Genomic DNA, 25,179 nt, shown 5'->3' on the forward strand with positions numbered 1-25,179 from the left:
CTACTGACATGCGAACGCGAGGTCGACCATCCTGAGGACCCGTAGCGGACCGTCGCGGGCCGACGGGCGATGGAGCGTCGCGTCGCCCGTGGAGTCCGCCGACCTCACGGCTGTCCTGCCCGCTCGGGGCCGCGCAGGTCTGGCGTCGGGGGCCACTCGACGGTGCCCTTCGTCGGCTGTGTGATCGGGTAGCTGATGAGGAAGCGACCGACCGCATCGTCGACGCGCACGCCGTAGGCGGTCGGCTCCCAGTCAGGGCCGGCGACCTCCCGCTCGAACTCGGTCGCGAGGACGTCCTCGACCTGCTCACGGACACCCATCGAGGGCGCATCGGTGCTCTCGAGGGCACGGAGGAGATCAGGAGCCCGCCGGCCGAGAACACCGCGGATGGTCTCCGCCGTCTCGGCATCCAGTCGATCCAGCGTGCTCACCTGTGCCTCCAACCGTTCGACGTCTTCGCCCATGTCGTCACGACCTCTCCACGCTCGTTGAGGGAGACGACGGCATCCTGACCCTCGTACCTGTACGTCCCGTTCGGCCGGTACTCCGGCGCCTTCATCGGATTGGCGACGGCGTCGGCCATGGCTTCGTCGGAGACGCCGTGTCGGTCGCGTCCCTCCGCACGTTCCGCGCCGTGCCGCGTCATCCCCGTGATCTCGCTCGGCGCCTCGAACGGCGGTGCCGCCGCCCCGCTCCCGCTGTCCTCGTTGACCTGGAACGGCGTCACCCGGTCGTCGCCGAGCGCGTGGTGCGTGAGATCCACCGCGCCCGCACCGGCCAGGCCCAGCCCCGCCGCGAGGCCCGCGAGCGAGGCGCCACCGACCGGGACCCCGACGGGCGCGCCCACGCCGGTCGCCGTCGCCGCCGTCCCACCGGCGACGCCGAGGGCGCTGACGCCCGCGAGGGTGGCTCCGCCGACGACCGATAGGGCGGAGGCGGGGTGCTGGAGCGCCGCGTTGCCGAGCGAGGCGGCGATGTTGCCGGCCTCGGCGATCCCGGACCCGCCGCCGCCCCGGGGAGCGGTGGCGGGCGCCGCGCCGTCGAGGGCGTCCGCCGCCGTCCGGAACGCCCGAGCCGTGGCCTCGTTCGCCAGGAGGGCCCGCTCGGCCGCCGCCTCCATGAGCGCCTGCCCGTCGGCCACCGCTCGCGCGCGCTGCTGCTCGCCCAGGGCGAAGTCCCGCTGCGCGGCGCGGAGCTCGTCGGCGCACGCGCGCAGCGGTCCCGCGACCCCGGTGACCGCCTCGGCCGCCCGTCGCACCTGCTCGGCGTCGCCGCCGATGCGCGCCAGGGCCAGCGGCGCGGCCGGCCCGGACCAGTCGGTCGTGATCGACCGTCCGTGGGCCGCCAGGTCCTCGCCGACGACGCGCAGTGCGCGGCCGGCACCGGCCAGCTGCTCGGCGGCGGCGAGCATGGCCTCGGGGTCCCCGGCCAGGAGCATCAGCGGGGCGGCTCGAGACCGGGCAGGACGATCGGCGGGGCCTCCCCGGGCCCGAGACCCGCGGCCCCGGCCTGGTCGGTGGCGAGGTACTGGGCGCTCGCCGCGTCCAGCGTGGCGGCGCACTCGGTCACGCTGCCCGCGACCGCCCGGAGCAGGGCGTCGAGCCGCCCGGCGAGGGCGTCGGCCTCCCCGCCCAGCGGCCCGTCGCCGGACGCGCCCGCCGCCGCCCGCGCGCCCTGCCCGGCCTGGTCCACAGCAGCGCCCAGGCGGCCCGCGTCGTCACGCAGCTGATCGGCCCCCCGATGCAGGCCCTCGGGACGAACCTCGATCCCCTCCGGCACGCGGGGATGGTCACACGGCAGCGAGGGCCCGTGGGGTCGTTCCGCGAAGCTGATCGCTCCCGGTGCTCCGTGGACCCTGTGACATCGGGTCGATGGAGCACCTGGAGCGATCTCGTCGCTCCGGAGGGCGCGAGGAGCACGTCGCGCATGATCGAGACGCCTCGGGCGCTGCCGAACGTGCCCCTCGCTGACCTCGTCGGCACCGTCGAGAGGTCGGAGCGCGGGTTGAGCGTGTGCGACGCCACTTTCCTGCGCCGGGCCCGTCCACGATTCCCGCGCACGGCCGACGCGGTGGCGAGCCTCGCCTACCATGGAGTGTCGGACCGACGGGACGTCGCGACGACGGGCCGGAGACGTAGCGGAGCATCCGGGAGGTGGGCGCGGTGAACGCCGAGGAGCGCCGCGTCGCCGTCCTGCGCGCGATCGTCGCCGACTTCGTGGCCACCAACGAGCCGGTGGGCTCCAAGGCCATCGTCGAGCGCCACAACCTCGGGGTCTCCAGCGCGACGGTGCGCAACGACATGGCCGCGCTGGAGGAGGAGGGCTACATCGCGCAGCCCCACACCAGTGCCGGGCGCATCCCCACCGACAAGGGCTACCGGCTCTTCGTGGACCGGTTGCACCAGGTCAAGCCGCTGTCGGCGGCCGAGCGGCGGGCGATCACGCAGTTCCTCGAGGGCGCGGTCGACCTCGACGACGTCCTCAGGCGTAGCGTGCGCCTGCTCGCCCAGCTCACCCGCCAGGTCGCGGTCGTGCAGTACCCGACGTTGACGCGCTCGACGGTGCGCCACCTCGAGGTCGTGCGGCTGACGCCGGCACGTCTCATGCTCGTGCTCATCACCGACACCGGGCGGGTCGACCAGCGCGTGGTCGACCTCGGCGACGTCCTCGACGAGGAGGACGTGTCGCGGCTGCGCGCGCTGCTCAACAACGCGCTGGTGGGCCAGCCGCTGGCGACGGCGTCCGCGCGCATGACCGACCTGCCCGACGACGCGCCCGACGGGCTGCGCTCGCCGCTGGTCAGCGTCGCCGCGGTGCTGGTCGAGGCGCTGCTCGAGCGGCCCGAGGAGCGCCTGGTGCTGGGCGGCACGGCCAACCTCACCCGGGCGGGCACCGACGCCGCGGCGCTGCGCGGCATGCTGGAGGCGCTCGAGGAGCAGGTGGTGGTGCTGCGTCTGCTCACCTCGGCGAGCGACCCGGGCACCGTGACCGTGCGCATCGGCGAGGAGAACGAGTCCGAGGACCTGTGGAGCGCGTCCACGGTGTCGATCGGGTACGGCGCGGGGCATACGGCTCTCGGCGGCATGGGCGTCGTGGGGCCGACCCGCATGGACTACCCCAGCGCCATCGCGGCGGTGCGTGCGGTGGCGCGCTACGTGGGTGAGATCGTCGGGGGACGCTGAGCGCGCGCCCGCGAGGGCGGCGGCGGCACGAGAGCGACAGGACGGACGAGGACCAGCGTGGCGAAGGACTACTACGGAATCCTGGGCGTGTCCCGGGACGCGGACGACGGCGAGATCAAGCGGGCCTACCGCAAACTCGCCCGGGAGCTGCACCCCGACGTCAACCCGGACGCCGAGACCCAGGCACGGTTCCAGGACGTCAAGAACGCCTACGAGGTCCTGACCGACCCGCAGAAGCGGCGCATCGTCGACCTCGGCGGCGACCCGCTCGACACCAGCCCCCGCGGCGGGGGTGGGGCCGGCGGCTTCTCGGCAGCGGGCTTCGGCGGGCTCGGCGACATCATGGACGCCTTCTTCGGCGCCGCCGGGGCCACCGGCGGGCGCGGTCCGCGCAGCCGCGTCCAGCCCGGCGAGGACGCGCTGATCCGCATCGACCTCACGCTCGAGGAGTGCGCCACCGGCGTCGCCCGCGACCTCACCGTCGACACCGCCGTGCTCTGCGAGAAGTGCCACGGCGGCGGCGCCGAGCCCGGTACGCGCACCGAGACCTGCGACACCTGCGACGGCCGCGGCGAGATCCAGAACGTGCAGCGCTCGTTCATCGGCCAGGTCGTCACCGCCCGCCCGTGCCCGGTGTGCCGCGGCACCGGCGAGATCATCCCCAGTCCGTGCGCGCAGTGCGGCGGCGACGGGCGGGTGCGCTCGCGGCGCACGGTCACCGTGCAGGTGCCCGCGGGCGTCGGCGACGGCATGCGGATCCGCATGGCGAACCAGGGCGAGGTGGGCCCCGGGGGCGGCCCGGCGGGCGACCTCTACATCGAGGTCTCCGAGGAGCGCCACGACTTCTTCACCCGCGACGGCGTCGACCTGCACTGCCACGTCAGCCTGCCGATGACGGCCGCCGCGCTCGGCACGACGCTCCCGCAGCGCACCCTCGAGGGCGAGGAGGAGCTGACGATCGAGCCCGGCACACAGCCGAACACCACGCTCACGCTGCGCGGGCGGGGCATGCCGCGGCTGCGGTCGACCGGCCGCACCGACGGGCGGGGTGACCTTCTCGTCCACCTCGACGTCCAGGTGCCCGACCGCCTCGACACCCGCCAGACCGAGCTGCTGCGCGAGCTCGCCGAGCTGCGCGGCGAGGAGCGCCCGGAGCTCGCGGCGCACCGCAACGGCCTGTTCGGTCGCCGGCGTTCGGGCGGCCGCGCGCGGTGACGTCCGCCTGGACCCGCCCGGCCCTGTTCTGGGCCGAGGCGGTGCCCGCGGCCGGTGAGGTCGTCCTCGACGGACCCGAGGGGCGCCACGCAGCGGACGTGCGGCGGGTGCGGCCCGGTGAGGTCGTGCTGCTCGGCGACGGTGCCGGGACGCGGGCGCGGGCGGAGGTCACCGACGTCGCCAGGGGGCGCGTGGTGACGCGCGTGCTCGAGCGCCGCAGCGAGCCGGCGCCGGCGTTGCGCATCGTCCTCGCCCAGGCGCTGGTCAAGGGCGATCGCGGTGAGCTCGCCGTGGAGCTCGCCACCGAGGCGGGTGTGGACGCGGTGCTGCCCTGGCGCGCCGAGCGCTGCGTGGCGCGCTGGGACGACGGCCCGCGGGGGGAGAAGGCGCTCGCGCGCTGGCGGGCGACCGCCCGCGAGGCGGCCAAGCAGGCGCGGCGCGCCCGCCTGCCCGAGGTGGCACCGCCGGTGACCACGCGCGACCTGGCGGCCCGGGGCGACGCGGTGCTGCTGCTCGAGGCCACCGCGGAGCACTCGCTGGCCACGGTGCCCCTGCCCGACGAGGGCGACCTGGTGCTCGTGGTGGGCCCGGAGGGCGGGGTGACCGACGACGAGCGCGCGCAGCTGGTCGACGCCGGTGCGCGCGAGGTGCGGATGGGCCGCGACGTGCTGCGCACCTCGACCGCGGCGGCGGTGGCGCTCGGGGCCCTGGGCGCGCGGACGGCCCGGTGGGGGTGACCGTGACGCGACGCGGGCTGCTCGCGGGGCTGGCCGCACTCGGCGGCGCGGCCGCCTGCGGGAGGGTGAGCACCCCGACCGGCGAGGTCGAGGTGCCCGCGCCCCGGCCCGGCACCCCCGAGCCGCGCCCCCTGACCTACGGGCCCGACCCCGCCCAGTTCGGCGTGCTGCACCTCCCGCCCGGCACCGGTCCGGTGCCCGTGGCCGTCGTGGTGCACGGCGGGTACTGGCGGGCCGCCTACGGGCTCGACCTCGGCACCCCACTCGCGGTCGACCTGACCAACCGCGGGGTCGCGGCGTGGAACATCGAGTACCGCCGCGTCGGCGCCGGCGGCGGCTGGCCCGCGACGTTCACCGACGTGGCCGCAGCGGTCGACCTGCTGACCGCCGAGGTGCAGGAGGCCGCGGGCGGGCGGCTCGACCTCGACCGCGTCGTGCTGCTCGGGCACTCCGCGGGCGGGCACCTCGCCACCTGGGCCGCGAGCCGCGAGCGGTTGCGCGACGGCTCCGTCGCCGCGGCGCCGCGGGTGCGCCCCGTCGGCACGGTCGCCCAGGCCGGCGTGCTCGACCTCGTCGCCGCGGCCGAGCAGGGCCTGGGCGGCGGCGCCGTGGTCGACCTGCTCGGCGGCACCCCGGCCACCGTCGCCGACCGCTACGCCCTGGGTTCGCCCGCCGCCCTCGTGCCCGCCGCCGGGCCCGTGGTCTGCGTCCACGGGGACGCCGACACCGTGGTCCCGCTGGACCAGTCGCAGCGCTACCTCGCGGCCGCGACCGCGGCGCGCGGCGAGGCCCGCCTGCGCGTCCTGCCCGGGGTGGACCACTTCGGGGTGATCGACCCCGCGCACCCCGCCTGGACCGCGGTGCGCGAGGAGGTCGAGGGCCTGCTGTGAGTGGCGCTCGGCCGGTCCGTGGATGCGGCTAGGATTGACGTGAAGACCGACGGCGAGGAGCAGGACAGTTCAGCACGTGACCGGTGACGGAACCTCCCGGATCGTGGTGCCCGAGGCGGCGCTGCTGGCGCTCCTGGGCAAGCGCGACGAGAACCTGCGCGAGGCCGAGAGCTTGCTCGACGCCGACGTCCACGTCCGCGGCAACGAGCTGACCCTCTCGGGCGAGCCGGCGGACGTCGCGTTCGCCGAACGCGTGTTCGCCGAGCTGGTCGTGCTCGCCAGCCGCGGGCAGCAGATCGACCCGGACGCGGTCCGCCGCTCGGTGCGCATGCTGCGCGACGAGGACGACGGGGCCGAGAGCTCGCCCTCGCCGGCCGAGGTGCTCAGCCTCGACATCGTCTCCCGCCGCGGGCGCACCGTCCGACCCAAGACGCTGAACCAGAAGCGCTACGTCGACGCCATCGACGTCAACACGATCGTCTTCGGCATCGGTCCGGCGGGCACCGGCAAGACCTACCTCGCCATGGCCAAGGCCGTGCAGGCGCTGCAGGCCAAGCAGGTCAACCGCATCATCCTGACCCGGCCCGCCGTCGAGGCGGGGGAGCGGCTCGGCTTCCTGCCCGGCACGCTCTCGGAGAAGATCGACCCGTACCTGCGGCCGCTGTACGACGCGCTGCACGACATGCTCGACGCCGAGTCGGTGCCCAAGCTCATGGCCGCGGGCACCATCGAGATCGCCCCGTTGGCGTACATGCGGGGCCGCTCGCTGAACGACGCCTTCATCATCCTCGACGAGGCGCAGAACACGACGCCCGAGCAGATGAAGATGTTCCTGACGCGTCTGGGCTTCAACTCGAAGATGGTCGTCACCGGCGACGTCACCCAGGTCGACCTGCCCGGCGGCTCCACCTCCGGGCTACGGGTGGTGCGCGAGATCCTCGACGGGATCGACGACGTCGAGTTCGCCGAGCTGACCAGCCAGGACGTCGTCCGCCACCGCCTCGTCGCCGACATCATCGACGCCTACGGGCGCTACGACGCCGCTCAGGAGACGCAGCGCCGGCCGCACGCGGTGTCGAACGCGCCCCGCACCGGGCCGCCGGTGGGTCCGCGCAACCGCGAGCGCCGGGGCCGATGACCGACCCCGACACCGACGGGACACCCATGAGCATCGAGATCGCCAACGAGTCCGGCGTCGACGTCGCCGAGGGCCCGATCGTCGAGGTGGCGCGCTACGCGCTGGACCGCATGGGGGTCAGCCCGCTCGCCGAGCTCTCGATCATGCTGGTGGAGCTGGAGCCGATGGCCGAGCTGCACGAGCGCTGGCTCGACGAGCCCGGGCCCACCGACGTCATGTCGTTCCCGATGGACGAGTACGACTCGGCGCGCCGCCCGGACGCGCCGTCGTCCGGCCCGGCGCTGCTCGGCGACATCGTGCTCTGTCCGGCCTTCGCCGCCGACCAGGCCGCGGCCGCCGGCCACGACCTCGACGACGAGCTGCATCTGCTGACCGTCCACGGTGTGCTGCACCTGCTGGGCTACGACCACGCCGAGCCCGACGAGGAGCGCGCGATGTTCGGGCTGCAGGCCGAACTGCTGGCCGACTGGCGCACCCAGCGCGCCGCGGCGGCCCGGTCCGCCCGCGAGCGGGCCGCCGACGACCGCCTGCTCGGGACCGTCGGTCTCGGCGAGGACGGGAGCGCCACGCAGTGACCTCCGCGACCTCCGCCCTGGTCGGGCAGCTCGTCGCCGCGATCCTGCTCGTGCCCCTGGCCGGCGTGTTCGCCATGGCGGACGCGGCGGTGTCCACGGTGTCGCGGGCGCGGGTCGATCACCTCGTCCGGGAGGGCGCCACCGGCTCGCGGGCCCTGGCCGCCGTCGTCGCCGACCGGCCGCGTCACCTCAACCTGCTCCTGCTGCTGCGGCTGACCTGCGAGGCGGCCGCGTCGGTGCTCGGGGCGTTCGTCGCCCTGCAGCTCATCGGCCCGGACGGGCTCGCGCTGCTCGTGGCCGGGGCCGTCGTCGTCCTCGTGTCCTACGTGCTGATCGGGGTCGGCCCGCGCACGCTGGGCCGTCAGCACCCCTACGGCGTGGCGCTGGCCGTGGCGACGCCGCTGCGGATGCTCGCCCGCCTGCTCGGGCCGCTGGCCACGCTGCTGATCCTCGTCGGCAACGCGATCACCCCCGGACGCGGCTTCCGCGAGGGCCCGTTCTCCTCCGAGGTCGAGCTGCGCGAGATGGTCGACATGGCCGAGAGCCGCGGCCTGGTGGACGACGACGAGCGCGCGATGATCCAGTCGGTGTTCGACCTCGGCGACACCCGCGTGCGCGAGGTGATGGTGCCGCGCACCGAGACCGTGTGGATCGAGCGGGAGAAGAGCGTGCGCCAGGCGCTCGCGCTGGCCCTGCGCAGCGGCTACTCGCGCATCCCGGTGATCGGCGAGAACGTCGACGACGCGGTCGGCGTCGTCTACCTGAAGGACCTCGTGCGCCGCTCGCTCGACCAGGACGCGCCGCCCGACGGGCCGGGCGCGGTGGGCGAGGTCATGCGCCCGGCGGTGTTCGTGCCCGACTCCAAGCGCGCGGACGCGCTGCTGCGCGACATGCAGCGCGACCGCAACCACATGGCGCTCGTCGTCGACGAGTACGGCGGCACCGCGGGTCTGGTGACCATCGAGGATCTGCTCGAGGAGATCGTCGGCGAGATCACCGACGAGTACGACGCCGCCGAGCACCGTCCGCTGGAGACCCTCGAGGAGGGCAGCTGGCGGGTCGCCGCGCGCCTGCCGGTCGAGGACCTGGAGCGCGCGACCGGCGCCGAGTTCGACGTCGAGGACGTCGACACCGTCGGCGGGCTGCTGGCCCAGCGGCTCGGGCGCGTGCCCCTGCCCGGGGCCGAGGCCGAGATCGCGGGGCTGCGCCTGCGCGCCGAGGGCGGCGAGGACGCCCGCGGGCGCATGCGCATCCGCAGCCTGCTGGTGTGGCGCCCGGCGGTCGACGAGGCGACGACCGACGGCGACGCCGACAGCGCTCCCACCGACGGCTCCGGCCCGGCGACCGGCGACGATGCCGACCGCCCCGGGGACGCCGGAACCGGGGGCGACCTGGCCCCGACCGGGGCCCGCGACGGGAAGGACGACCGTGGCTGACCGTGCCACCACCGGCGCCACCACGGCCGCCGCCCTGGGCGCACCGAGCGCGCCCGACGCGCTCGACCCCGAGGACGCCAAGATCGTGACGCTGGCGCGGTCGGCGCGGGCGCGCACCGGCGCGGCGCAGGGCGCGGCCGTGCGCGACACCGACGGGCGCACCTACGCCGCGTGCACCGTGGCGCTGCCCTCGCTGTCGCTCACCGCGCTGCAGGCGGCCGTCACGGCGGCGATGGCGGCCGGCGCGCCGGGGCTGGAGGCGGCCGCGGTGGTCGGGGTGACCGACCTCGACGCCGGCTTCGACGACCCGGGCCTGGCCGCCGTCGCCGACGTCACCGCGGACGCGGCGGTGCTCGTCGCGGGCCCGGACGCGGACGCGGTGCACCGGGTCGAGGGCCCGTGACCGTCGCGCCGAGCCCGCGCCACGACGTCGTCGTGGTGGGCGGGGGCATCATCGGGTTCGCGGTGCTGCACGAGCTGCTCGCCGCCGGACACACGTCGGTGGCCCTCGTCGAACGCGAGCACACCCCCGGCACCCACCAGACCGGCCGGAACTCGAACGTCATCCACTCCGGGCTCTACTACGCGCCCGGCTCGCTCAAGGCCCGGCTGGCCGTCGCCGGCTGCGCCGAGACCAAGGCGTTCTGCGCCGAGCACGACCTGCCCCACGCCGAGTGCGGCAAGGTCGTCGTGGCCACCGAGGCCGACGAGCTGCCGCGCATGGCCGAGCTCGTGCGCCGCGGGCGGGCCAACGGCGTCGAGGTGCACGAGCTGGACGAGGCGGGCGTGCGCGACCGCGAGCCGGCGGTCGCCGCCCTCGCGGGGCTGTGGGTGCCCTCGACCGGCATCTGCGACTACGGCGCGATCACCCGGCGCCTGGCCGACCTGGCCGTCGACCGCGGCGCGGTGCTGCACACCGGGCGCGCGGTGCGCTCGGTGGTGCGCCGGCGCCGCGACGTCGTCGTGCGCACCGACCGCGGGGACCTCCTCGCCGGGCAGGTCGTCGTCTGCGCGGGGCTGCGCTCCGACGAGATCGCGCGGGCGTCGGGCTTCGACCCGGGCGTGCGGATCGTGCCGTTCCGCGGCGAGTACTCCGACCTCGTCGGGCCGATCGGCGAGCGCGTGCACGGGCTCGTCTACCCCGTGCCCGACCCGGCGTTCCCGTTCCTCGGCGTCCACGCGACGCGCGGGGTGGACGGGTCGGTGCACGTTGGACCCAACGCCGTGCTCGCCCTGGCCCGCGAGGGCTACGACTGGCGCACGCTGCGGGCGCGCGAGCTGGCCGGGACGCTCGTCGACCCGGGGTTCCTGAAGCTCGCGGGCAGGCAGTGGCGCTACGGGCTGGGCGAGGTCCACCGGTCGCTGTCGCGGCGGGCGATGGCCGCGGCCGTGGCGCGGATGCTGCCCGGGGTCACCGCCGAGCACCTGCAGCCCCCGCACGACGTGGCCCGTCGCGCCGGGGTGCGCGCGCAGGCGATCCGGCCCGACGGGTCGCTGGTCGACGACTTCCTGTTCGTGCAGGACGGGGACACCGACTCGGGGCCCGGGAGCGGGCCGTCCGTGCTGCACGTGCTCAACGCGCCGTCGCCCGCGGCCACCGCAGCCCTGCCCATCGGGCGGGAGATCGTGGCGCGGCTGGAGGGGAAGAGCGTTGACGCAGCCTGAGTTCCCGGAGGGCTTCCGGTCGGGGTTCGCCTGCTTCGTCGGGCGTCCCAACGTGGGCAAGTCGACGCTGACGAACGCGCTGGTCGGGCAGAAGGTCGCGATCACCTCGTCGCGCCCGCAGACCACCCGGCACGCGATCCGGGGCGTCGTGCACCGAGCCGACGGCCAGCTCGTCCTCGTCGACACCCCGGGCCTGCACCGGCCGCGGACGCTGCTGGGCGAGCGGCTCAACGACGTCGTGCGGACCACGTGGGCCGAGGTCGACGTCGTGGGGTTCTGCGTGCCGGCCGACCAGGCGATCGGCCCGGGCGACAGGTTCATCGCCGGTGAGCTGGCCAAGATCGTCGGCAAGACCCCGCTGATCGGTGTGCTGACCAAGACCGACCTCGTCGGCCCCGAGGTGATCGCGCAGCGGCTGGTCGACCTGCAGGGCTTGAGTGGAACTCCTGGGCTCGAGTTCACCGAGATCGTGCCGGTGTCGGCGTCCTCGGGGCACCAGGTCTCGCTGCTCGCCGACCTCCTGCTCGCGCAGATGCCGCCCGGCCCGCCGCTGTACCCGGAGGGCGAGCTCTCCGACGAGCCGGAGACGACGATGATCGCCGAGTTCGTCCGCGAGGCGGCGCTCGAGGGCGTGCGTGACGAGCTCCCGCACTCCCTGGCCGTCGTGGTCGAGGAGATGTCGCCCGGCAAGGTCCTCACCGTGCGCGCGGAGATCTTCGTCGAGCGCCCGTCCCAGAAGGCGATCGTCATCGGCCGCGGCGGCTCCCGGCTCAAGGACGTCGGCACCCGCGCCCGCACCCAGATCGAGGCGATGCTGGGCCAGAAGGTCCACCTGGACCTGTTCGTCAAGGTGGCCAAGGACTGGCAACGCGACCCCCGCCAGCTCCGGCGGCTGGGCTTCTGAGGCGGCTCGTTCGAGCAATGCGGCTTTGCTGGCGTCCAACGCCAGGAACGCCACATCCTCGCCGGCGCGACACGCCGGCCCGGAACGGGCGCGGCCAAGGTTCGGCCGGGCCCCTCGACGACCGGGCGCCGGGTCGTTCCGCTCCTGGCCGGATCGTCCTACGTTGCGGGCATGCAGCGATACCGGGACAAGGTCGCCCTGGTCACCGGCGGCGCCTCGGGGATCGGGGCCGCGATCGGGGCGCGGCTGGTCGCCGAGGGCGCGCACGTCGTGCTGCTCGACGTCGACGCCGACGGTCTCGGGCGGCAGCAGGCGGCGGAGACGATCGTCGCCGACGTCACCGACTCCGCGCAGGTCCGGGACGCGGTCGAGCGCACGGTCGAGCGTTTCGGCCGGCTCGACAACGCCTTCAACGTCGCGGGCTCGGCGCGCTTCGGCACGGTGGTGGACGGCGACGAGGAGGACTGGGCCTGGACGGTCGACCTCGTGCTGCGCGGGGTCTACCTCAGCACCCGCCACGAGGCGCGGGTGATGCAGCCGGGCGCGTCGATCGTCAACATCTCGTCGCTCAACGCCCACGTCCCGCTCTACGGCGCGAGCTCGTACGCCGCGGCGAAGGCCGGTGTGGAGATGTTCACCAAGAACGCGGCGCTGGAGCTCGGCGACCGCGGCATCCGCGTCAACGCGATCCTCCCGGGCCTGATCCGCACGCCGCTGACCGCGGGCTTCATGGACGGCGGGCCGATCGAGAAGGACTTCCTGCAGCGCATCGTCGCGGCGCGGGCGGGGGAGCCCGACGAGATCGCGGGGCCGGCGCTGTTCCTGGCCGGCGACGAGGCGTCGTACGTCAACGGCACGAGCCTGGTCGTCGACGGTGGCTGGGAGATCACGAACTACCCCGATCTGCGACCCGTGGTGCACCCGGCCGGTCCCTAGGGGTGGGACGATGAGGCCGTGGGCTTCTATCGCGACACCGGGGTGGTGCTGCGGCTGCAGAAGCTCGGCGAGGCCGACCGGATCGTCACGTTCCTGACCCACCGCCACGGCAAGGTCCGTGCGGTGGCCAAGGGCGTGCGGCGCACCAGCTCGCGGTTCGGGGCGCGCCTCGAGCCGTTCGGGCACGTGGACCTGCAGCTGCACACCGGGCGCAGCCTCGACATCGTCACCCAGGTGCAGACCCTCGACGCCTTCGGCGGCGGGCTCACGGGCGACTATCCCCGCTACACGGCCGGCTGCGCGCTGCTGGAGACCGCCGACCGCCTCACCTCCGAGGAGGGCGAGCCGGCGCGCGAGCTGTTCCTGCTGCTCGTCGGCGCCCTGCGCGGACTGGCCGGCGGTACCCGTGACCCCTACCTCGTGCTCGACGCCTTCCTCCTGCGCGCCATGGTGATCGCCGGCTGGGCGCCGGCGATCACCGAGTGTGCCCGCTGCGGGGTCGAGGGCGAGCCCTACCACCGCCGGTTCTCGGTGCCCGCCGGCGGCGCGGTGTGCGAGGGCTGCCGCCCGTCGGGCGCCGTCGTGCCGTCGGACCCCACGTGGCGGTTGCTCGAGGCCCTGCGCGACGGCGACTGGGGCACCGCGGAGGGCACCGACGCCGCCGCCCGCCGCGACACCGCCGGCCTCGTCGCCGCCCACCTGCAGTGGCACCTCGAGCGGACCCTGCGCTCGCTGCCGCTGGTCGACCGCCGCGGCGCGGTGCCCCGGGTCGACCTGGGCGGGGCACCGCTGGACGTCGAGGCCGCCGACGATCCGGACGACCGGGCCCCGCATACGGACGCGCCGGCCGAAGGCACCCTCGGCCCCGCCCTGCTGGACGACGCGGATCGACGCTGCGCACCGGGAGCCGCCCTGTGAGTCCCCGCCCGCGCCCCGCGCGCGGACGCACCGACGGCCGTCCGCTGCGGGGCCGCGACGACCCGACCGTGATGCCGCCGACGCCGCACCCCAGCGGCGCCACGCCGCCCGACATCCCGCCCGAGTTGGTGCCGCACCACGTCGCGCTGGTGATGGACGGCAACGGGCGGTGGGCCAACCAGCGGGGCCTGCCGCGGATCGAGGGCCACCGCCGGGGCGAGGGCCAGCTGCTCGACGTCGTGCGCGGGTGCATCGACATCGGCGTCAAGTGGATCTCGGCGTACGCGTTCTCCACCGAGAACTGGCGACGCAGCCCCGACGAGGTGCGCTTCCTGCTCGGCTTCAACCGCGACGTCATCCGCCGCCGGCGTGACGAGATGCACGCGATGGGCGTGCGGGTCCGCTGGTCGGGGCAGCGGCCGCGGCTGTGGCGCAGCGTGATCAAGGAGCTGGAGATCGCCGAGGAGATGACGAAGGACAACGACGTCGTCACCCTCACCATGTGCGTCAACTACGGCGGTCGCGCGGAGATCGTCGGCGCCGCCCGGGAGCTCGCGCGCCGCGCCGCCCGCGGCGAGATCGACCCCGAGCGCATCGACGAGAAGGCCCTCGCCCGCCACCTCGACGAGCCCGACATGCCGGACGTCGACCTGTTCCTGCGCAGCTCGGGGGAGCAGCGGACGTCGAACTTCCTGCTCTGGCAGTCGGCCTACGCCGAGATGGTCTTCCTCGACACGCTCTTCCCCGACTTCGACCGCCGCCACCTCTGGGAGGCGTGTGAGATCTACGCCCGCCGCGACCGCCGCCACGGGGGCGCGGTCGACCGCGCAGAAGGGACCGCGACGCCGTGAGCCGCTCATGAGCCGGGAGGCCGCCACCACCGCGAGCCTGCTCATCACCGCCCGCGAGGCGCTCGAGCAGTTCGTCGAGGTGCACGTCGACGACGACGGCGCGCTGTCCTTCCGCCACGGCGGGGTGCCGTGCGCGGTGCAGGGCGTGGAGCTGGTCGAGGGCCTCGCCGTGCTCAGCCTGACCTGCGTCGTCGCCTGGGACCTCACCGACCCCGACACGCCCCGGCATGTCGCCGAACGCGCGGGCCAGGGCCTGTTCGGCACGCTCGGCGCGATCAGCACCGACCGCGGGTGGGACGTGACGCTGCGCTACGCGTTCCCCGCCGAGGGTCTGGCGGTCGGCCCGTTGGGGACGCTCCTGATGCTCGTCGTCTCGACCGCCTCGCAGGTGCGGGCGGATCTGGTGGAGGCCGCCTGACCGGCCGCCGCTGGTGGTCCGACCGGCGCAGCCCGGCCCGCACCACCGCGGTCGTCCGTCCCCATCCCCGTCGGCTGTCCCCAGGTGACGAGACGGCGTGCGGGGCGCGTCGGACGCCGCTGGCAGCATCGCCGCCGTGAGCACCGAGACCGCCCCGACGCCGGCGCCCCCGCGCCGGGGGACCGGCTCGCTCGTCGCGCTCTGCGGCGTGCTGCTGCTCGCCACGGTCCTGCAGGACCCGCTGGTCCGCCTGCTCGACGTGGGTGCGGTCCGCACCGCGGCCACGGTGTTCGTCGCGATCTGCGTGCAGGCGCTGCCGTTCCTCGTGCTCGGCACCGTGCTGTCCGGGGCACTCGCCGCATGGGTCTCGCCCGCCGCGCTGCGCCGGGTGCTGCCGGCCCGACCCGGGCTGGCCGTGCCCGTGGCCGGGGCGGCGGGGCTGGTCCTGCCCGGCTGCGAGTGCGCCTCGGTCCCCGTCGCACGACGGCTGGTGGGGCAGGGAGTGCCCGAGGCCGCCGCGCTCGCCTTCCTGCTCGCGGCGCCGGCGATCAACCCCGTGGTGCTCGTCGCCACGGCGGTCGCCTTCCCCGACCACCCCGAGATGGTCGGTGCCCGGCTTCTCGGGTCGGCGGCCACCGCGCTCGTCGTCGGCTGGCTCTGGGCACGCTTCGGTCGCGCGGAGTGGATCGCCGCGCAGGTGCGCCGCCCACCGCCGGACGACGGCACGCCGCGATGGGCCGTGTTCACGGAGACGGTGCGCCACGACGTCGTCGACGCCGGCGGGTTCCTCGTGCTCGGGGGTCTCGCGGCCGCGGCGGTGAACGTGCTGGTGCCGCCGGCGTGGCTCGACGGCCTCGCCGGGCACCTCGTGCTCGCCGTCGTCGTCATGGCCCTGCTCGCGGTGCTCCTCGCCCTGTGCAGCGAGGCCGACGCGTTCGTCGCCGCCTCGCTGGCGAGCCTGCCGCTGCTGCCCCGGCTGGTGTTCCTCGTCGTCGGCCCCGCCGTCGACGTCAAGCTGATCGCGCTGCAGGCGGGCGCCTTCGGTCGCGCCTTCGCGCTGCGCTTCGCCCCGCTGGTGTTCCTCGTGGCCGTGGCCAGCGCGGTCCTCGCGGGCCTGTTGGTCTTCGGCGGCTCGGGATGAGGCAGGCATGAGACGCGACGCCCAGCACGTGCTGCTCGTCCTCGTCGGCGGGGTGCTCGTCAAGATCGTCCTCGACGGCTCGTACCTGCGCTACGTGCGGGCCTGGTCCGCCGCTCCGGTGCTCGCCGCGGGCGTCGTGCTGATCACCGTGGCCCTGATCGCGCTCGCGCGCGACCTGCGCCGCCCCACGGCGCCGCCGAGTGGCGAGGACGACCACGACCACGACCACGGTCCCGACGCGCGCGCGGGGCCCGCCGCCTGGCTGATGGTGCTCCCGGTGCTCGCGCTGCTTCTGGTGGTCCCACCGGCCCTGGGCTCGGCGGCGCTGCGGGACACCGGCGCCCGCACGGCCCCGGCGGCCGCCGCACCGGCGGACGAGCCGCTCCCGCCCGGCGACGCGCCGCCCCTCGGTCTGCTCGACGTGGTCTCGCGCACGGCGGCCGACCCGCACGGGACGATCACCGAGCGCGACGTGACGGTCACCGGCTTCCTCGTGCCCGCCGCCCGCACCCCGCCGCCGGGAGCGACCGGGCTCGACGTCGCCCGCCTGGTGATCTCGTGCTGCGCCGCGGACGCGTCCGCGGTGCGCCTGCACCTCGCCGACCCCGCGGATCTGCTCGCAGGCGTCGCCCCGGGTGGGGCCGAGGGCGACCGGTGGGTCGCGATCCGAGGTCGGGTGGTCGCCGGCACCGGGACACCGGCCGACGGTCACGTGCCGACACTCTCGGTCATCGGGTGGTCTCCCGTTGCCGCACCCGTCCCGGTGTACGAATACTGAGCCGGACGGGGGCCCGGAGACGTCGGACAGCCCAATGCGGGACGAAGCAGCTGACACGGCCTTTAGACTCCGCAACCGCCGTCCATCCGGAGAGGAGGGGCGTCCTCGGCCGGAGACCCGGACCGGGAGGCGCGCTCGCGATGACACAAGAACTCTCTTCACCGCCGGGTCCGCCCGACGGACAGCCGGCGGACGAGAGCACCGGGAGCGCCGCCGACCGCCAGCACGGCACCGACTGGGTCGTCTTCGGCATCGGCGCGGCGCTCGCCGTCATCTTCGTCGTGTGGGGCGTCGTCGGCACCGAGAGCCTGACGAACGTCTCCAGCGCCATGCTCAGCGCCGTCATCCGGGGTGGCGGCTGGGGCTTCATCCTCGCCGCCACGGGGTTCGTGGCGTTCGCGCTGTGGCTGGCGTTCAGCCGCTTCGGCCGCATCCGCCTCGGGCGGGACGACGAGCAGCCCGAGTTCCGCACCGTGTCGTGGATCGCGATGATGTTCAGCGCGGGCATGGGCATCGGGCTGATGTTCTACGGCGTCGCCGAGCCCCTGTCCTTCTTCACCGAGCCGCCCCCCGGGTCCGTGATGCCCGGTGACCAGGTCGGCGCGCTGCGGACGGCGATGGCGACCTCGCTCTTCCACTGGACGCTGCACCCGTGGGCGATCTACGCCGTGGTCGGCCTCGCCATCGCCTACTCGACGTTCCGCAAGGGACGCCGCCAGCTGATCAGCTCAGCGTTCATCCCGCTGATCGGCGAGCGGGCCGCCAACGGCGCGGTGGGACGGGTCATCGACATCATCGCGATCTTCGCGACGATCTTCGGATCCGCGGCGTCGCTGGGGCTCGGGGCGCTGCAGATCGGTGGCGGTCTCGACGTCACCGGTTTCCTCCCCGACGCGGGCAACGAGGTCCTCGTCCCGCTGATCATCGTCCTGACCGCGGCGTTCGTCCTCTCGGCGGTCTCCGGCGTCGCCAAGGGGATCCAGTGGCTGTCGAACATCAACATGGTGCTCGCCGGCATCCTGGCGCTGTTCCTGTTCGTCGTCGGCCCGACGGTGATCATCCTCGACCTGCTGCCGACGGCGGTCGGCGCCTACATAGGTGACTGGGCCGAGATGGTTGGGCGCACCGAGGCCACGGGTGGCGAGGCCATGCTCGAGTGGCTGAGCTCGTGGACGGTCTTCTACTGGGCGTGGTGGATCTCCTGGACGCCCTTCGTCGGCATGTTCCTGGCCAAGATCAGCCGCGGCCGCACGATCCGCCAGTTCGTCGGCGGCGTTATCCTCGTGCCGAGCCTCGTGAGCCTCGTGTGGTTCGCGATCTTCGGCGGCACCGCGATCAGCCAGCAGCAGGCGGGCCTGAACCCGGCGGCGGCCGACACGCAGGACCAGCTCTTCGCGGTGCTGGGCGCCTACCCGTGGGCGACGTTCACCGGGCTGCTGGTCATGGTGCTGGTGGCGATCTTCTTCGTCTCCGGCGCCGACGCCGCGTCCATCGTCACCGGCACGCTGTCCCAGGGCGGCTCCGACGAGCCGTCCCGGTGGGTGGTCATCTTCTGGGGCACGGTGATGGGCGCCGTCGCGATCATCATGCTGCTCGTCGGCGGCGAGGACGCGCTGTCCGGACTGCAGAGCCTGACCATCCTGGTCGCCGCGCCGTTCGTGGTGATCATGGTGCTGCTCTGCGTCGCGTTCATGCGCGACCTCAACCACGACCCCGTGATCCTGCGCGAGACCAAGGGGCTCGAGGTCATCGAGCAGGCCGTCGACTACGGCACGGAGAAGCACGGCGAGGACTTCTACCTCCGCGTCCGTGCGTTCCCGGCGGAGAGCTCGCGCCGGTCCGCCACCGGCCCGGAGCCCTCGGGGCCGACGTACGCGGACGTGCGCGGGGTCCAGGACCCGTTCGCCGAGAGCGAGGGCGCGCCGGCGACCCGGTCGGTGCCGCGCGACGACGACCCCGCGGGCACCGAGGTCGTCGACACCGGGCCCGGCGCCGAGGCGACGAAGCACACGAAGCGCGGCAGGCACGAGAGGACCGAGGCCGCCGGCCGGCCGAGCGCCGACCGCGAATAGCGCCACGCACGACGGGCGCCGGGTCCCGAGGGGCCCGGCGCCCGATCGGGTCGGGCAGGTCCGAGTGTCGGGCAGGTCCGAGCGTCGGGCAGGGTCCGAGTGTCGGGCAGGTCCTGGGGGTCAGGTCTGGCGGCAGGCCGCGCACAGACCGAGGATCTCGACGGTGTGGGAGACCTCGGCGAAGCCGTGCTGGGCGGCGACGCGGTCGGCCCAGTGCTCGACGGCCGGGCCCTCCACCTCGACCGTCTTGCCGCACGAGCGGCAGACGAGGTGGTGGTGATGGTGCTCGGAGCAGCGCCGGTACGACGCCTCCCCGGTGCCGGCGCGCAGGACGTCGATCTCGCCGGCGTCGGCGAGGGCCTGCAGGGTGCGGTAGACCGTGGTCAGCCCGATGCCGTCGCCCCGGCGGCGCAGCTCCTCGTGGATCTCCTGTGCGGAGCGGAAGTCGCTGAGCTCGTCGAGCAGCCCGGCGATCGCCGTGCGCTGCCGCGTCGCCCGCCGGCCCGGCACGGAGGGGGCGCGGGATCCGGTCACGACTCCTCCTCCACGTGGGCGACGGCATCGACGACGATGTGGGCGAGGTGGTCGTCCACCAGGCGGTAGACGACCTCCCGCCCGCGCCGGTCGCCGCGCACCACGCCGGCGGACTTGAGCACCCGCAGGTGCTGGCTGATCAGCGGCTGGGTGACCTCGAGCGCGTCGACCAGCTCGTGCACGCATCGCGGGGAGCTGCGCAGCTGCAGCACGATCGCGATGCGCACGGGCGCGGCGAGAGCGCGCAGCAGGTCGCCGGCGGCGACGAGCGCCGCCGACGCGGGGGTCTCCGCGGCCGGCGCGGGCGCGTGCTCGTGGTGTACCGGCGCGACGTCGGTGGGGGTCGTCATCGGCGTCCTCCCGGCGGACGGTGCGGTCACTGCGCGACCAGCCCGGCGGCGATCGCCACGAGCACCGCGAGGCAGAGCACGCGCACGACCCGCTCCGAGGGCGACAGGCGAGTCCACGTCGTGGCGAGCAGCGCCGCGACGCCGAGCGCGAGCAGCCCCAGCAGCAGGGCGCCGACGGGGCCACCGACGATCACCGCGACGGCGAACACGACGGCCACCAGGAGGAACACCGCCACCGCCGGTACCCGCGCCAGCGGCCCGTCGCCCGGCACCATCCGCCCCCGGCGCCCGGCGAACGGCTGCCGTGGTCGTCCCGCTCCCCGCCCGCTCACGGCTCGCCTCCCCGTCCTCGTCCCCGCGGGGGCGTGCGCCCCTACGCTGTCCCTGTCGATAGTGACACTCGTTGTCGATCTGTGGGGGAGGAGCCCGGGTGCTGCTGGTCTGCCGCTTCGCGCCGGACGGCGACGAGGGCTTCCCGGCCCGTGCCCGCCGCGCCGTGGCCCTGCTCGCCGCCCAGCCCGGGTGCGAGGGCGTCGAGCTGGCCCGGGCGATCGAGGAGCCGGGACGCTGGGTGCTCGTCGCCCGCTTCGCCACCGTCACCGCCTATCGGCGCGCGCTGCAGCCGTTCGACGTGCGCGAGCACGTGGTGCCGTTCCTGTCCGAGGCGCTGACCGACGAGCCGGGCACCTACGAGCGCGGTCTCGTCGCCGGTCCGGACGGCGTGACCGAGCACCCGAGCCTGCTGACCGATCGCGCCGGAGGGCCGCCACCCGGCGCCTGAGGCCGTCCGCGGACGCTCGCTACGCTGGGTGCACCCGCACCACCCAGCGATCCCCTGCGATTCCCGGAGTACCACCGTGCCCACCCCCACCGGCAGCGCCCGCATCGAGACCGTGGTCAACCTCTGCAAGCGCCGCGGTTTCGTCTTCCCCTCCGGGGAGATCTACGGCGGGACCCGGTCGGCATGGGACTACGGCCCGCTCGGCGTGGAGCTCAAGGAGAACCTCAAGCGCCAGTGGTGGAAGTCGGTCGTCAACGGTCGTGACGACGTGGTCGGCCTCGACTCGAGCGTGATCCTGCCGCGTCAGGTGTGGGTCGCGTCCGGGCACGTCGACGTGTTCACCGACCCGCTGGTCGAGTGCACGAGCTGCCACCGCCGCTTCCGCGCCGATCAGCTCGCCGAGGACTTCGCCGAGCGCACCGGCGGCCCGTCGCTGGAGTCGACCGACGCCGAGGGCCACGTCCACTACGACCTGTCGAACGTCCCGTGCCCGAACTGCGGCACCCGCGGCCAGTACACCCCGCCGCGCGAGTTCAACATGATGCTCAAGACCTACCTCGGCCCCGTGGAGTCCGAGGAGGGGCTGCACTACCTGCGCCCCGAGACCGCGCAGGGCATCTTCGTGAACTTCGCCAACGTCATGTCGGCGGCGCGCAAGAAGCCGCCGTTCGGCATCGGCCAGATGGGCAAGAGCTTCCGCAACGAGATCACGCCCGGCAACTTCATCTTCCGCACGCGCGAGTTCGAGCAGATGGAGATGGAGTACTTCGTCGAGCCCGGCTCCGACGAGCAGTGGCACCAGTACTGGATCGATGAGCGCACCCGCTGGTACACCGACCTCGGGATCGCGCGGGAGAACCTGCGCCACTACGAGCACCCCAAGGAGAAGCTCTCCCACTACTCGAAGCGCACCGTCGACATCGAGTACCGGTTCGGCTTCAACGCCGGGCAGGAGTGGGGCGAGCTCGAGGGCATCGCGAACCGCACGGACTTCGACCTGACGACGCACTCGAACCATTCCGGGGTCGACCTGTCGTACTACGACCAGGCCACCGACTCGCGCTACCGCCCGTACGTCATCGAGCCCGCAGCCGGCGTGGGGCGCTCGATGATGACGTTCCTGCTCGACGCCTACACCGAGGACGAGGCCCCCAACGCCAAGGGCGGCGTCGACAAGCGCACGGTGCTGCGCCTCGACCCGCGCCTCGCGCCGGTGAAGGCCGCGGTGCTGCCCCTGAGCCGCAACGCCGACCTCTCGCCGGTGGCCCGCGACCTCGCGACGAGGCTGCGGCGGCACTGGAACGTCGAGTTCGACGACGCCGGCGCCATCGGACGTCGCTACCGTCGTCAGGACGAGATCGGCACCCCGTTCTGCGTCACGGTCGACTTCGACTCGATGGAGGACCAGGCCGCGACGGTGCGCCACCGCGACGCGATGACCCAGGAGCGCGTGGCCCTCGATCAGCTCGAGTCCTACCTCGCGGCGCGTCTCGTCGGCTGCTGAGCGTGTCGCCCGGTCGCAGCGAACGCGCTGTTCGCTGCGTCTACGCGCACGAACAGCGCGTTCGCTGCCACGGCCGCGCCCACCCCGGCCCGGCGGCCCGGCACGGTCGGGGTGCTCGCCTACCCTGGGGCACGTGAGCGACCTGACCGAGGTGGCCGACGTCCTGGCCCGCGGCGACGAGGCCCGAGCCGTCGTCCGCGTGCTCGACCGGCACGGGTTCGGCACCGTCGAGCCCGGCCAGCTGCTCGTCGCGGGCGCCGACGGGGCGCTGGGCGGGGTGCTGCTGCACGGCGCGCTGGACGACCAGGCGACGGCGCTGGCGAAGGACGCGCGTGACCGGCCGGGCGTCGTCGAGGCCCACGTCGCCGAGGACGAGGCCGTCGCCGCCGGGCTCGCCTGCGCGGGTGGGGCCACGCTGCTCGGCCACCCGCTGGCCGCCGCGCCGGCCCGGGCGCTCGCCGCGGCGTTCGCGCGCGGGGTGCCGGCCGCGCTGGTGTCGCGGGCCGACGGGTCGGCGTCGCTGGCGATCACCGGCGGCGAGCTCGACGCCGTCGAGGGCTCGCTCGGCTTCGCCGCGGTCGACGGGGCCGCGGTCGCCCACGCGCGCCGGCTGCTCCGCCGGGGCGCGACGGTCACCGAGCGGGTGACGCTCGAGGCGGGCGCCGACGTGCTCGTCGACCTCTGGATCCCCGTGCCCACCATGGTCGTCGTCGGGCCCGGGGCCATCGCCGACGCGCTCGCCGCGCAGGCCGGGGTGCTGGGGTGGACGTACCGCCGCGCCGACACCCTGGCCGAGGCCGACGCGGCGGTCGCCGCGTTCACCGATGCCGACGTCCTCGTGCTGATCGACCACGACCCGGCGTTCGACGCCGTCCTGCGCACGGGCCTGCAGGGGCGCGGGTTCCTGGGTGCCCTCGGCTCGCGGCGCACGCAGGCCGCGCGGCGCGAGCGCCTGCTCGGCGCGGGCGTCACCGAGGAGCAGCTCGGGCGCATCCACGGGCCCGTGGGCCTCGACCTGGGCGCGCGCACACCCGCGGAGACCGCGGTGTCGATCGTCGCCGAGGTCCTGGCCACCCGCAGCGGGCGCGACCCGTCGGCCCTGGGCCGCGCGACCGGGCAGATCGGCGCGTGAGCCGCCCCGGCCCCCGCCCGCCGGCCCCGACCCCCGCCCGCACCGCGCTCGCGTGGGCGCCGCGGGTGGTCCTGGGCGCGCTGGTCGTCGCGCTGCTGCTCGTCGGCGGGACGGCGTTCCGCGTCTGGCAACTCGGTCGGGTCGACGAGCGCCAGCCGGTGGACATGATCGTCGTGCTGGGCGCCGCGCAGTACGACGGGCGGCCCTCGCCGGTGTTCCGCGCGCGGTTGCAGCACGCCCTCGAGCTCTACGAGGAGGGTGTGGCGCCCCGGATCGTCACGGTCGGGGGTGCCGCCGCCGGCGACGCGTTCACCGAGGCGCAGGCCGGGGAGCAGTGGCTGGTGGAGAACGGGGTGCCGGGCCAGGCGCTGCTGCCCGTCGACGAGGGCAGCGACACGTTCGGCAGCTTCGAGGCGGTCGCCGCGGTGGCCGAGGGGCGGGGTTGGCGCTCGGCGGTGCTGGTCAGCGACCCGTGGCACTCCCTGCGCTCGCGCACCATGGCCGCCGACGTCGGCCTCGAGGCCACCACGTCGCCCACCAAGCGCGGCCCCGTGGTGCAGACCCGCGAGACCCAGTTCCGCTACATCGTCCGCGAGACCGGCGCGCTGATCTACTTCCACCTCACCCACGGGTCGTCGGACTTCTCCGACCCCGGACTGGGATGAACGCGCTCCCGGGCACCCCCGCCCACCGTGCCGCGCGCCCCGTCGACGAGGCGCCCAAGGCCGGGCCGGACCGCCGCTCGCCGTTCGCCCGCGACCGGGGCCGCGTGCTGCACTCCGCGGCCCTGCGACGCCTGGCCGGGAAGACCCAGGTGGTGGGGCCCGACGAGGACGCCGAGGTCACCGGCGTTCCGCGCACCCGGCTCACCCACTCGCTCGAGGTGGCCCAGATCGGGCGGGGGATGGCCGAGGACCTCGGTGGCCCGTCGTCCGGGCCGGACCCCGACGTCGTCGACACTGCTGGCCTCGCCCACGACATCGGCCACCCGCCGTTCGGTCACAACGGCGAGCGCGCCCTGCACGCCGTCGCCGCCGACTGCGGCGGGTTCGAGGGCAACGCCCAGACGCTGCGGATCCTCACGCGTCTCGAACCCAAGGTGCTCGACGACGATCAGGACCCGTCCGGCAGTTGCCGGGGGCTCAACCTCACGCGCGCCGTGCTCGACGCCTGCCTGAAGTACCCCTGGGCCCGCCGGGTCGGCAGCCGCAAGTTCGGCGTCTACGCCGACGACGTGCCCGTCTTCAGCTGGATCCGCGAGGGCGCGCCCCCGGACCGGCGCTGCCTCGAGGCCCAGATCATGGACTGGGCCGACGACGTGGCCTATTCGGTGCACGACCTCGAGGACGGGATCCTGGCCGGGCGCATCGTGCTGGGCTGGCTCGCCCGTCCCGCCGAGCGCGCCGAGCTCGCCGCCCTGGCCGCCGAGTCCTTCTCGTCGGCGCCGGCGGCCGAGCTCGAGGCGGCTGCGGAGGCGCTGGCCGCGTTCCCGGCCGTCCGCGCCGCCGCGGCGCACGGGCCCCACGACGGCTCCATGGCCGCGACGGCGGCACTCAAGCGCCTCACCAGCGAGCTCGTCGGCCGATTCGTGGCCGGCACCGTCGAGGCCACGCGGGGCGCGCTCGGCGACCGCGTCCCGTCCGGTCACGGCGCCGACCTCGTCGTGCCCGCCCCGATCGGTGCCGAGGTGGCCGTGCTCAAGGCGGCGGCGCTGCGCTGGGTCATGCGCGACCCGGCGCGGCTCGCCGTCCAGGCCCGGCAGCGCGACCTCGTCACCGAGCTCGTCGAACGCCTGCACGCCGGTGCCCCGCGTGCCCTCGACCCCGTGTTCGTCCCGGCGTGGGAGGCTGCGCAGGACGACGCCTCGAGGCTGCGGGTCGTCGTCGACCAGGTGGCGGTCCTCACCGACGCCGGAGCCGAGCGGTGGTGCGCGCGGCTGCGCGCGACGCCGGCCGTCGGCGGCGGCGAGGTGCTGCGAGGCTCGACCGTGAGGACCCGCGCATGAGCCCCCGAGCGGAGCGG

28 protein-coding genes are annotated in these 25,179 nt (G+C 74.9%); 22 read left to right on the forward strand and 6 right to left on the reverse strand.

Going from position 1 to position 25,179, the window contains the following annotated elements; translation table 11 throughout:
• Positions 1-104: 104 nt before the first annotated feature.
• Genes C8D89_RS21540 through C8D89_RS21550 form a run of 3 tightly spaced genes read right to left on the reverse strand, consistent with a single transcriptional unit; the run spans position 105 to position 1,779 of the window.
• Complete coding sequence (locus tag C8D89_RS21540) at positions 105-464, reverse strand: CBS domain-containing protein (RefSeq protein ID WP_133252010.1); 360 nt, start codon at positions 462-464, stop codon at positions 105-107.
• Positions 428-1,438 carry a WXG100 family type VII secretion target gene (locus C8D89_RS21545; protein WP_116710193.1) on the reverse strand — a complete coding sequence of 337 codons (1,011 nt, stop codon included), beginning with the start codon at positions 1,436-1,438 and terminating at the stop codon, positions 428-430. The genes C8D89_RS21540 and C8D89_RS21545 overlap by 37 nt, the downstream gene beginning before the upstream one ends.
• Entirely contained in the window at positions 1,438-1,779 is a 342-nt protein-coding gene (locus tag C8D89_RS21550) for a hypothetical protein (protein WP_133252011.1), read from the reverse strand. Before C8D89_RS21550 ends, C8D89_RS21545 begins: the two co-directional genes overlap by 1 nt.
• 383 nt (positions 1,780-2,162) lie before the next feature.
• Here C8D89_RS21550 and hrcA point away from each other — a divergent pair, with 383 nt between their 5' ends.
• The 17 genes from hrcA to C8D89_RS21640 all read left to right on the forward strand — a co-directional run bounded on the left by hrcA (position 2,163) and on the right by C8D89_RS21640 (position 18,856).
• Complete coding sequence (gene hrcA, locus C8D89_RS21560; protein WP_116710291.1) at positions 2,163-3,182, forward strand: heat-inducible transcriptional repressor HrcA; 1,020 nt, start codon at positions 2,163-2,165, stop codon at positions 3,180-3,182.
• Between the two features lie 57 nt (positions 3,183-3,239).
• Positions 3,240-4,397 (forward strand): molecular chaperone DnaJ, encoded by a 1,158-nt coding sequence (gene dnaJ / locus C8D89_RS21565; protein WP_116710196.1) that lies wholly within the window; start codon positions 3,240-3,242, stop codon positions 4,395-4,397.
• Positions 4,394-5,134, forward strand: a complete 741-nt coding sequence (locus tag C8D89_RS21570) for a 16S rRNA (uracil(1498)-N(3))-methyltransferase (protein WP_116710197.1) — start codon at positions 4,394-4,396, stop codon at positions 5,132-5,134. Before dnaJ ends, C8D89_RS21570 begins: the two co-directional genes overlap by 4 nt.
• A gap of 2 nt (positions 5,135-5,136) precedes the next feature.
• A complete protein-coding gene (locus tag C8D89_RS21575; RefSeq protein WP_243418285.1) occupies positions 5,137-6,024 on the forward strand; it encodes an alpha/beta hydrolase family protein in 888 nt (295 codons plus the stop codon).
• A gap of 76 nt (positions 6,025-6,100) precedes the next feature.
• Positions 6,101-7,162 carry a PhoH family protein gene (locus tag C8D89_RS21580; protein ID WP_116710198.1) on the forward strand — a complete coding sequence of 354 codons (1,062 nt, stop codon included), beginning with the start codon at positions 6,101-6,103 and terminating at the stop codon, positions 7,160-7,162.
• Positions 7,163-7,188: 26 nt separating this feature from the next.
• Complete coding sequence (ybeY, locus tag C8D89_RS21585; RefSeq protein WP_116710293.1) at positions 7,189-7,737, forward strand: rRNA maturation RNase YbeY; 549 nt, start codon at positions 7,189-7,191, stop codon at positions 7,735-7,737.
• Positions 7,734-9,173: a hemolysin family protein gene (locus tag C8D89_RS21590; RefSeq protein WP_116710199.1), complete on the forward strand. Its 1,440-nt coding sequence runs from the start codon at positions 7,734-7,736 to the stop codon at positions 9,171-9,173. The genes ybeY and C8D89_RS21590 overlap by 4 nt, the downstream gene beginning before the upstream one ends.
• 34 nt (positions 9,174-9,207) lie before the next feature.
• Entirely contained in the window at positions 9,208-9,576 is a 369-nt protein-coding gene (locus C8D89_RS21595) for a cytidine deaminase (RefSeq protein ID WP_116710294.1), read from the forward strand.
• Positions 9,573-10,838 carry an L-2-hydroxyglutarate oxidase gene (gene lhgO / locus C8D89_RS21600; RefSeq protein WP_243418286.1) on the forward strand — a complete coding sequence of 422 codons (1,266 nt, stop codon included), beginning with the start codon at positions 9,573-9,575 and terminating at the stop codon, positions 10,836-10,838. The genes C8D89_RS21595 and lhgO overlap by 4 nt, the downstream gene beginning before the upstream one ends.
• Positions 10,825-11,742 carry a GTPase Era gene (gene era / locus C8D89_RS21605; RefSeq protein WP_116710200.1) on the forward strand — a complete coding sequence of 306 codons (918 nt, stop codon included), beginning with the start codon at positions 10,825-10,827 and terminating at the stop codon, positions 11,740-11,742. Before lhgO ends, era begins: the two co-directional genes overlap by 14 nt.
• Before the next feature lie 171 nt (positions 11,743-11,913).
• A complete protein-coding gene (locus tag C8D89_RS21610; RefSeq protein WP_116710201.1) occupies positions 11,914-12,678 on the forward strand; it encodes an SDR family NAD(P)-dependent oxidoreductase in 765 nt (254 codons plus the stop codon).
• Positions 12,679-12,696: 18 nt separating this feature from the next.
• Positions 12,697-13,596 carry a DNA repair protein RecO gene (gene recO / locus C8D89_RS21615; RefSeq protein WP_116710202.1) on the forward strand — a complete coding sequence of 300 codons (900 nt, stop codon included), beginning with the start codon at positions 12,697-12,699 and terminating at the stop codon, positions 13,594-13,596.
• Positions 13,597-13,667: 71 nt separating this feature from the next.
• On the forward strand, positions 13,668-14,447 hold the full coding sequence (locus C8D89_RS21620; RefSeq protein WP_207787359.1) for an isoprenyl transferase: 780 nt from the start codon (positions 13,668-13,670) through the stop codon (positions 14,445-14,447).
• Between the two features lie 7 nt (positions 14,448-14,454).
• Complete coding sequence (locus C8D89_RS21625) at positions 14,455-14,865, forward strand: hypothetical protein (protein ID WP_116710203.1); 411 nt, start codon at positions 14,455-14,457, stop codon at positions 14,863-14,865.
• A 127-nt stretch (positions 14,866-14,992) separates the two neighbouring features.
• A complete protein-coding gene (locus tag C8D89_RS21630; RefSeq protein ID WP_423717244.1) occupies positions 14,993-16,006 on the forward strand; it encodes a permease in 1,014 nt (337 codons plus the stop codon).
• A 7-nt stretch (positions 16,007-16,013) separates the two neighbouring features.
• Positions 16,014-16,784, forward strand: coding sequence for a TIGR03943 family putative permease subunit (locus C8D89_RS21635; protein WP_116710204.1), 771 nt, complete (start codon positions 16,014-16,016; stop codon positions 16,782-16,784).
• Between the two features lie 140 nt (positions 16,785-16,924).
• Complete coding sequence (locus tag C8D89_RS21640) at positions 16,925-18,856, forward strand: BCCT family transporter (RefSeq protein ID WP_116710205.1); 1,932 nt, start codon at positions 16,925-16,927, stop codon at positions 18,854-18,856.
• A 120-nt stretch (positions 18,857-18,976) separates the two neighbouring features.
• Here C8D89_RS21640 and C8D89_RS21645 read toward each other — a convergent pair whose 3' ends face one another.
• The 3 genes from C8D89_RS21645 to C8D89_RS21655 are packed head-to-tail and all read right to left on the reverse strand — an operon-like array spanning position 18,977 to position 20,072.
• Positions 18,977-19,390, reverse strand: a complete 414-nt coding sequence (locus tag C8D89_RS21645; protein WP_116710206.1) for a Fur family transcriptional regulator — start codon at positions 19,388-19,390, stop codon at positions 18,977-18,979.
• Positions 19,387-19,740, reverse strand: a complete 354-nt coding sequence (locus C8D89_RS21650) for an ArsR/SmtB family transcription factor (protein ID WP_116710207.1) — start codon at positions 19,738-19,740, stop codon at positions 19,387-19,389. The genes C8D89_RS21645 and C8D89_RS21650 overlap by 4 nt, the downstream gene beginning before the upstream one ends.
• Positions 19,741-19,766: 26 nt before the next feature.
• A complete protein-coding gene (locus C8D89_RS21655; RefSeq protein WP_243418287.1) occupies positions 19,767-20,072 on the reverse strand; it encodes a hypothetical protein in 306 nt (101 codons plus the stop codon).
• A 98-nt stretch (positions 20,073-20,170) separates the two neighbouring features.
• Here C8D89_RS21655 and C8D89_RS21660 point away from each other — a divergent pair, with 98 nt between their 5' ends.
• The 5 genes from C8D89_RS21660 to C8D89_RS21680 all read left to right on the forward strand — a co-directional run bounded on the left by C8D89_RS21660 (position 20,171) and on the right by C8D89_RS21680 (position 25,162).
• Entirely contained in the window at positions 20,171-20,521 is a 351-nt protein-coding gene (locus C8D89_RS21660; RefSeq protein ID WP_116710209.1) for an antibiotic biosynthesis monooxygenase, read from the forward strand.
• 76 nt (positions 20,522-20,597) lie between these two features.
• Positions 20,598-22,025: a glycine--tRNA ligase gene (locus C8D89_RS21665; protein ID WP_116710210.1), complete on the forward strand. Its 1,428-nt coding sequence runs from the start codon at positions 20,598-20,600 to the stop codon at positions 22,023-22,025.
• Positions 22,026-22,158: 133 nt separating this feature from the next.
• On the forward strand, positions 22,159-23,157 hold the full coding sequence (locus tag C8D89_RS21670) for an XdhC family protein (RefSeq protein WP_243418288.1): 999 nt from the start codon (positions 22,159-22,161) through the stop codon (positions 23,155-23,157).
• Positions 23,154-23,822 (forward strand): YdcF family protein, encoded by a 669-nt coding sequence (locus C8D89_RS21675; RefSeq protein ID WP_423717240.1) that lies wholly within the window; start codon positions 23,154-23,156, stop codon positions 23,820-23,822. Before C8D89_RS21670 ends, C8D89_RS21675 begins: the two co-directional genes overlap by 4 nt.
• Positions 23,819-25,162: a deoxyguanosinetriphosphate triphosphohydrolase gene (locus C8D89_RS21680; RefSeq protein ID WP_116710211.1), complete on the forward strand. Its 1,344-nt coding sequence runs from the start codon at positions 23,819-23,821 to the stop codon at positions 25,160-25,162. The genes C8D89_RS21675 and C8D89_RS21680 overlap by 4 nt, the downstream gene beginning before the upstream one ends.
• The last annotated feature ends 17 nt before the right edge of the window (positions 25,163-25,179 follow it).

Source organism: Actinomycetospora cinnamomea, from assembly GCF_003096675.1.
Classification (GTDB): domain Bacteria; phylum Actinomycetota; class Actinomycetes; order Mycobacteriales; family Pseudonocardiaceae; genus Actinomycetospora; species Actinomycetospora cinnamomea.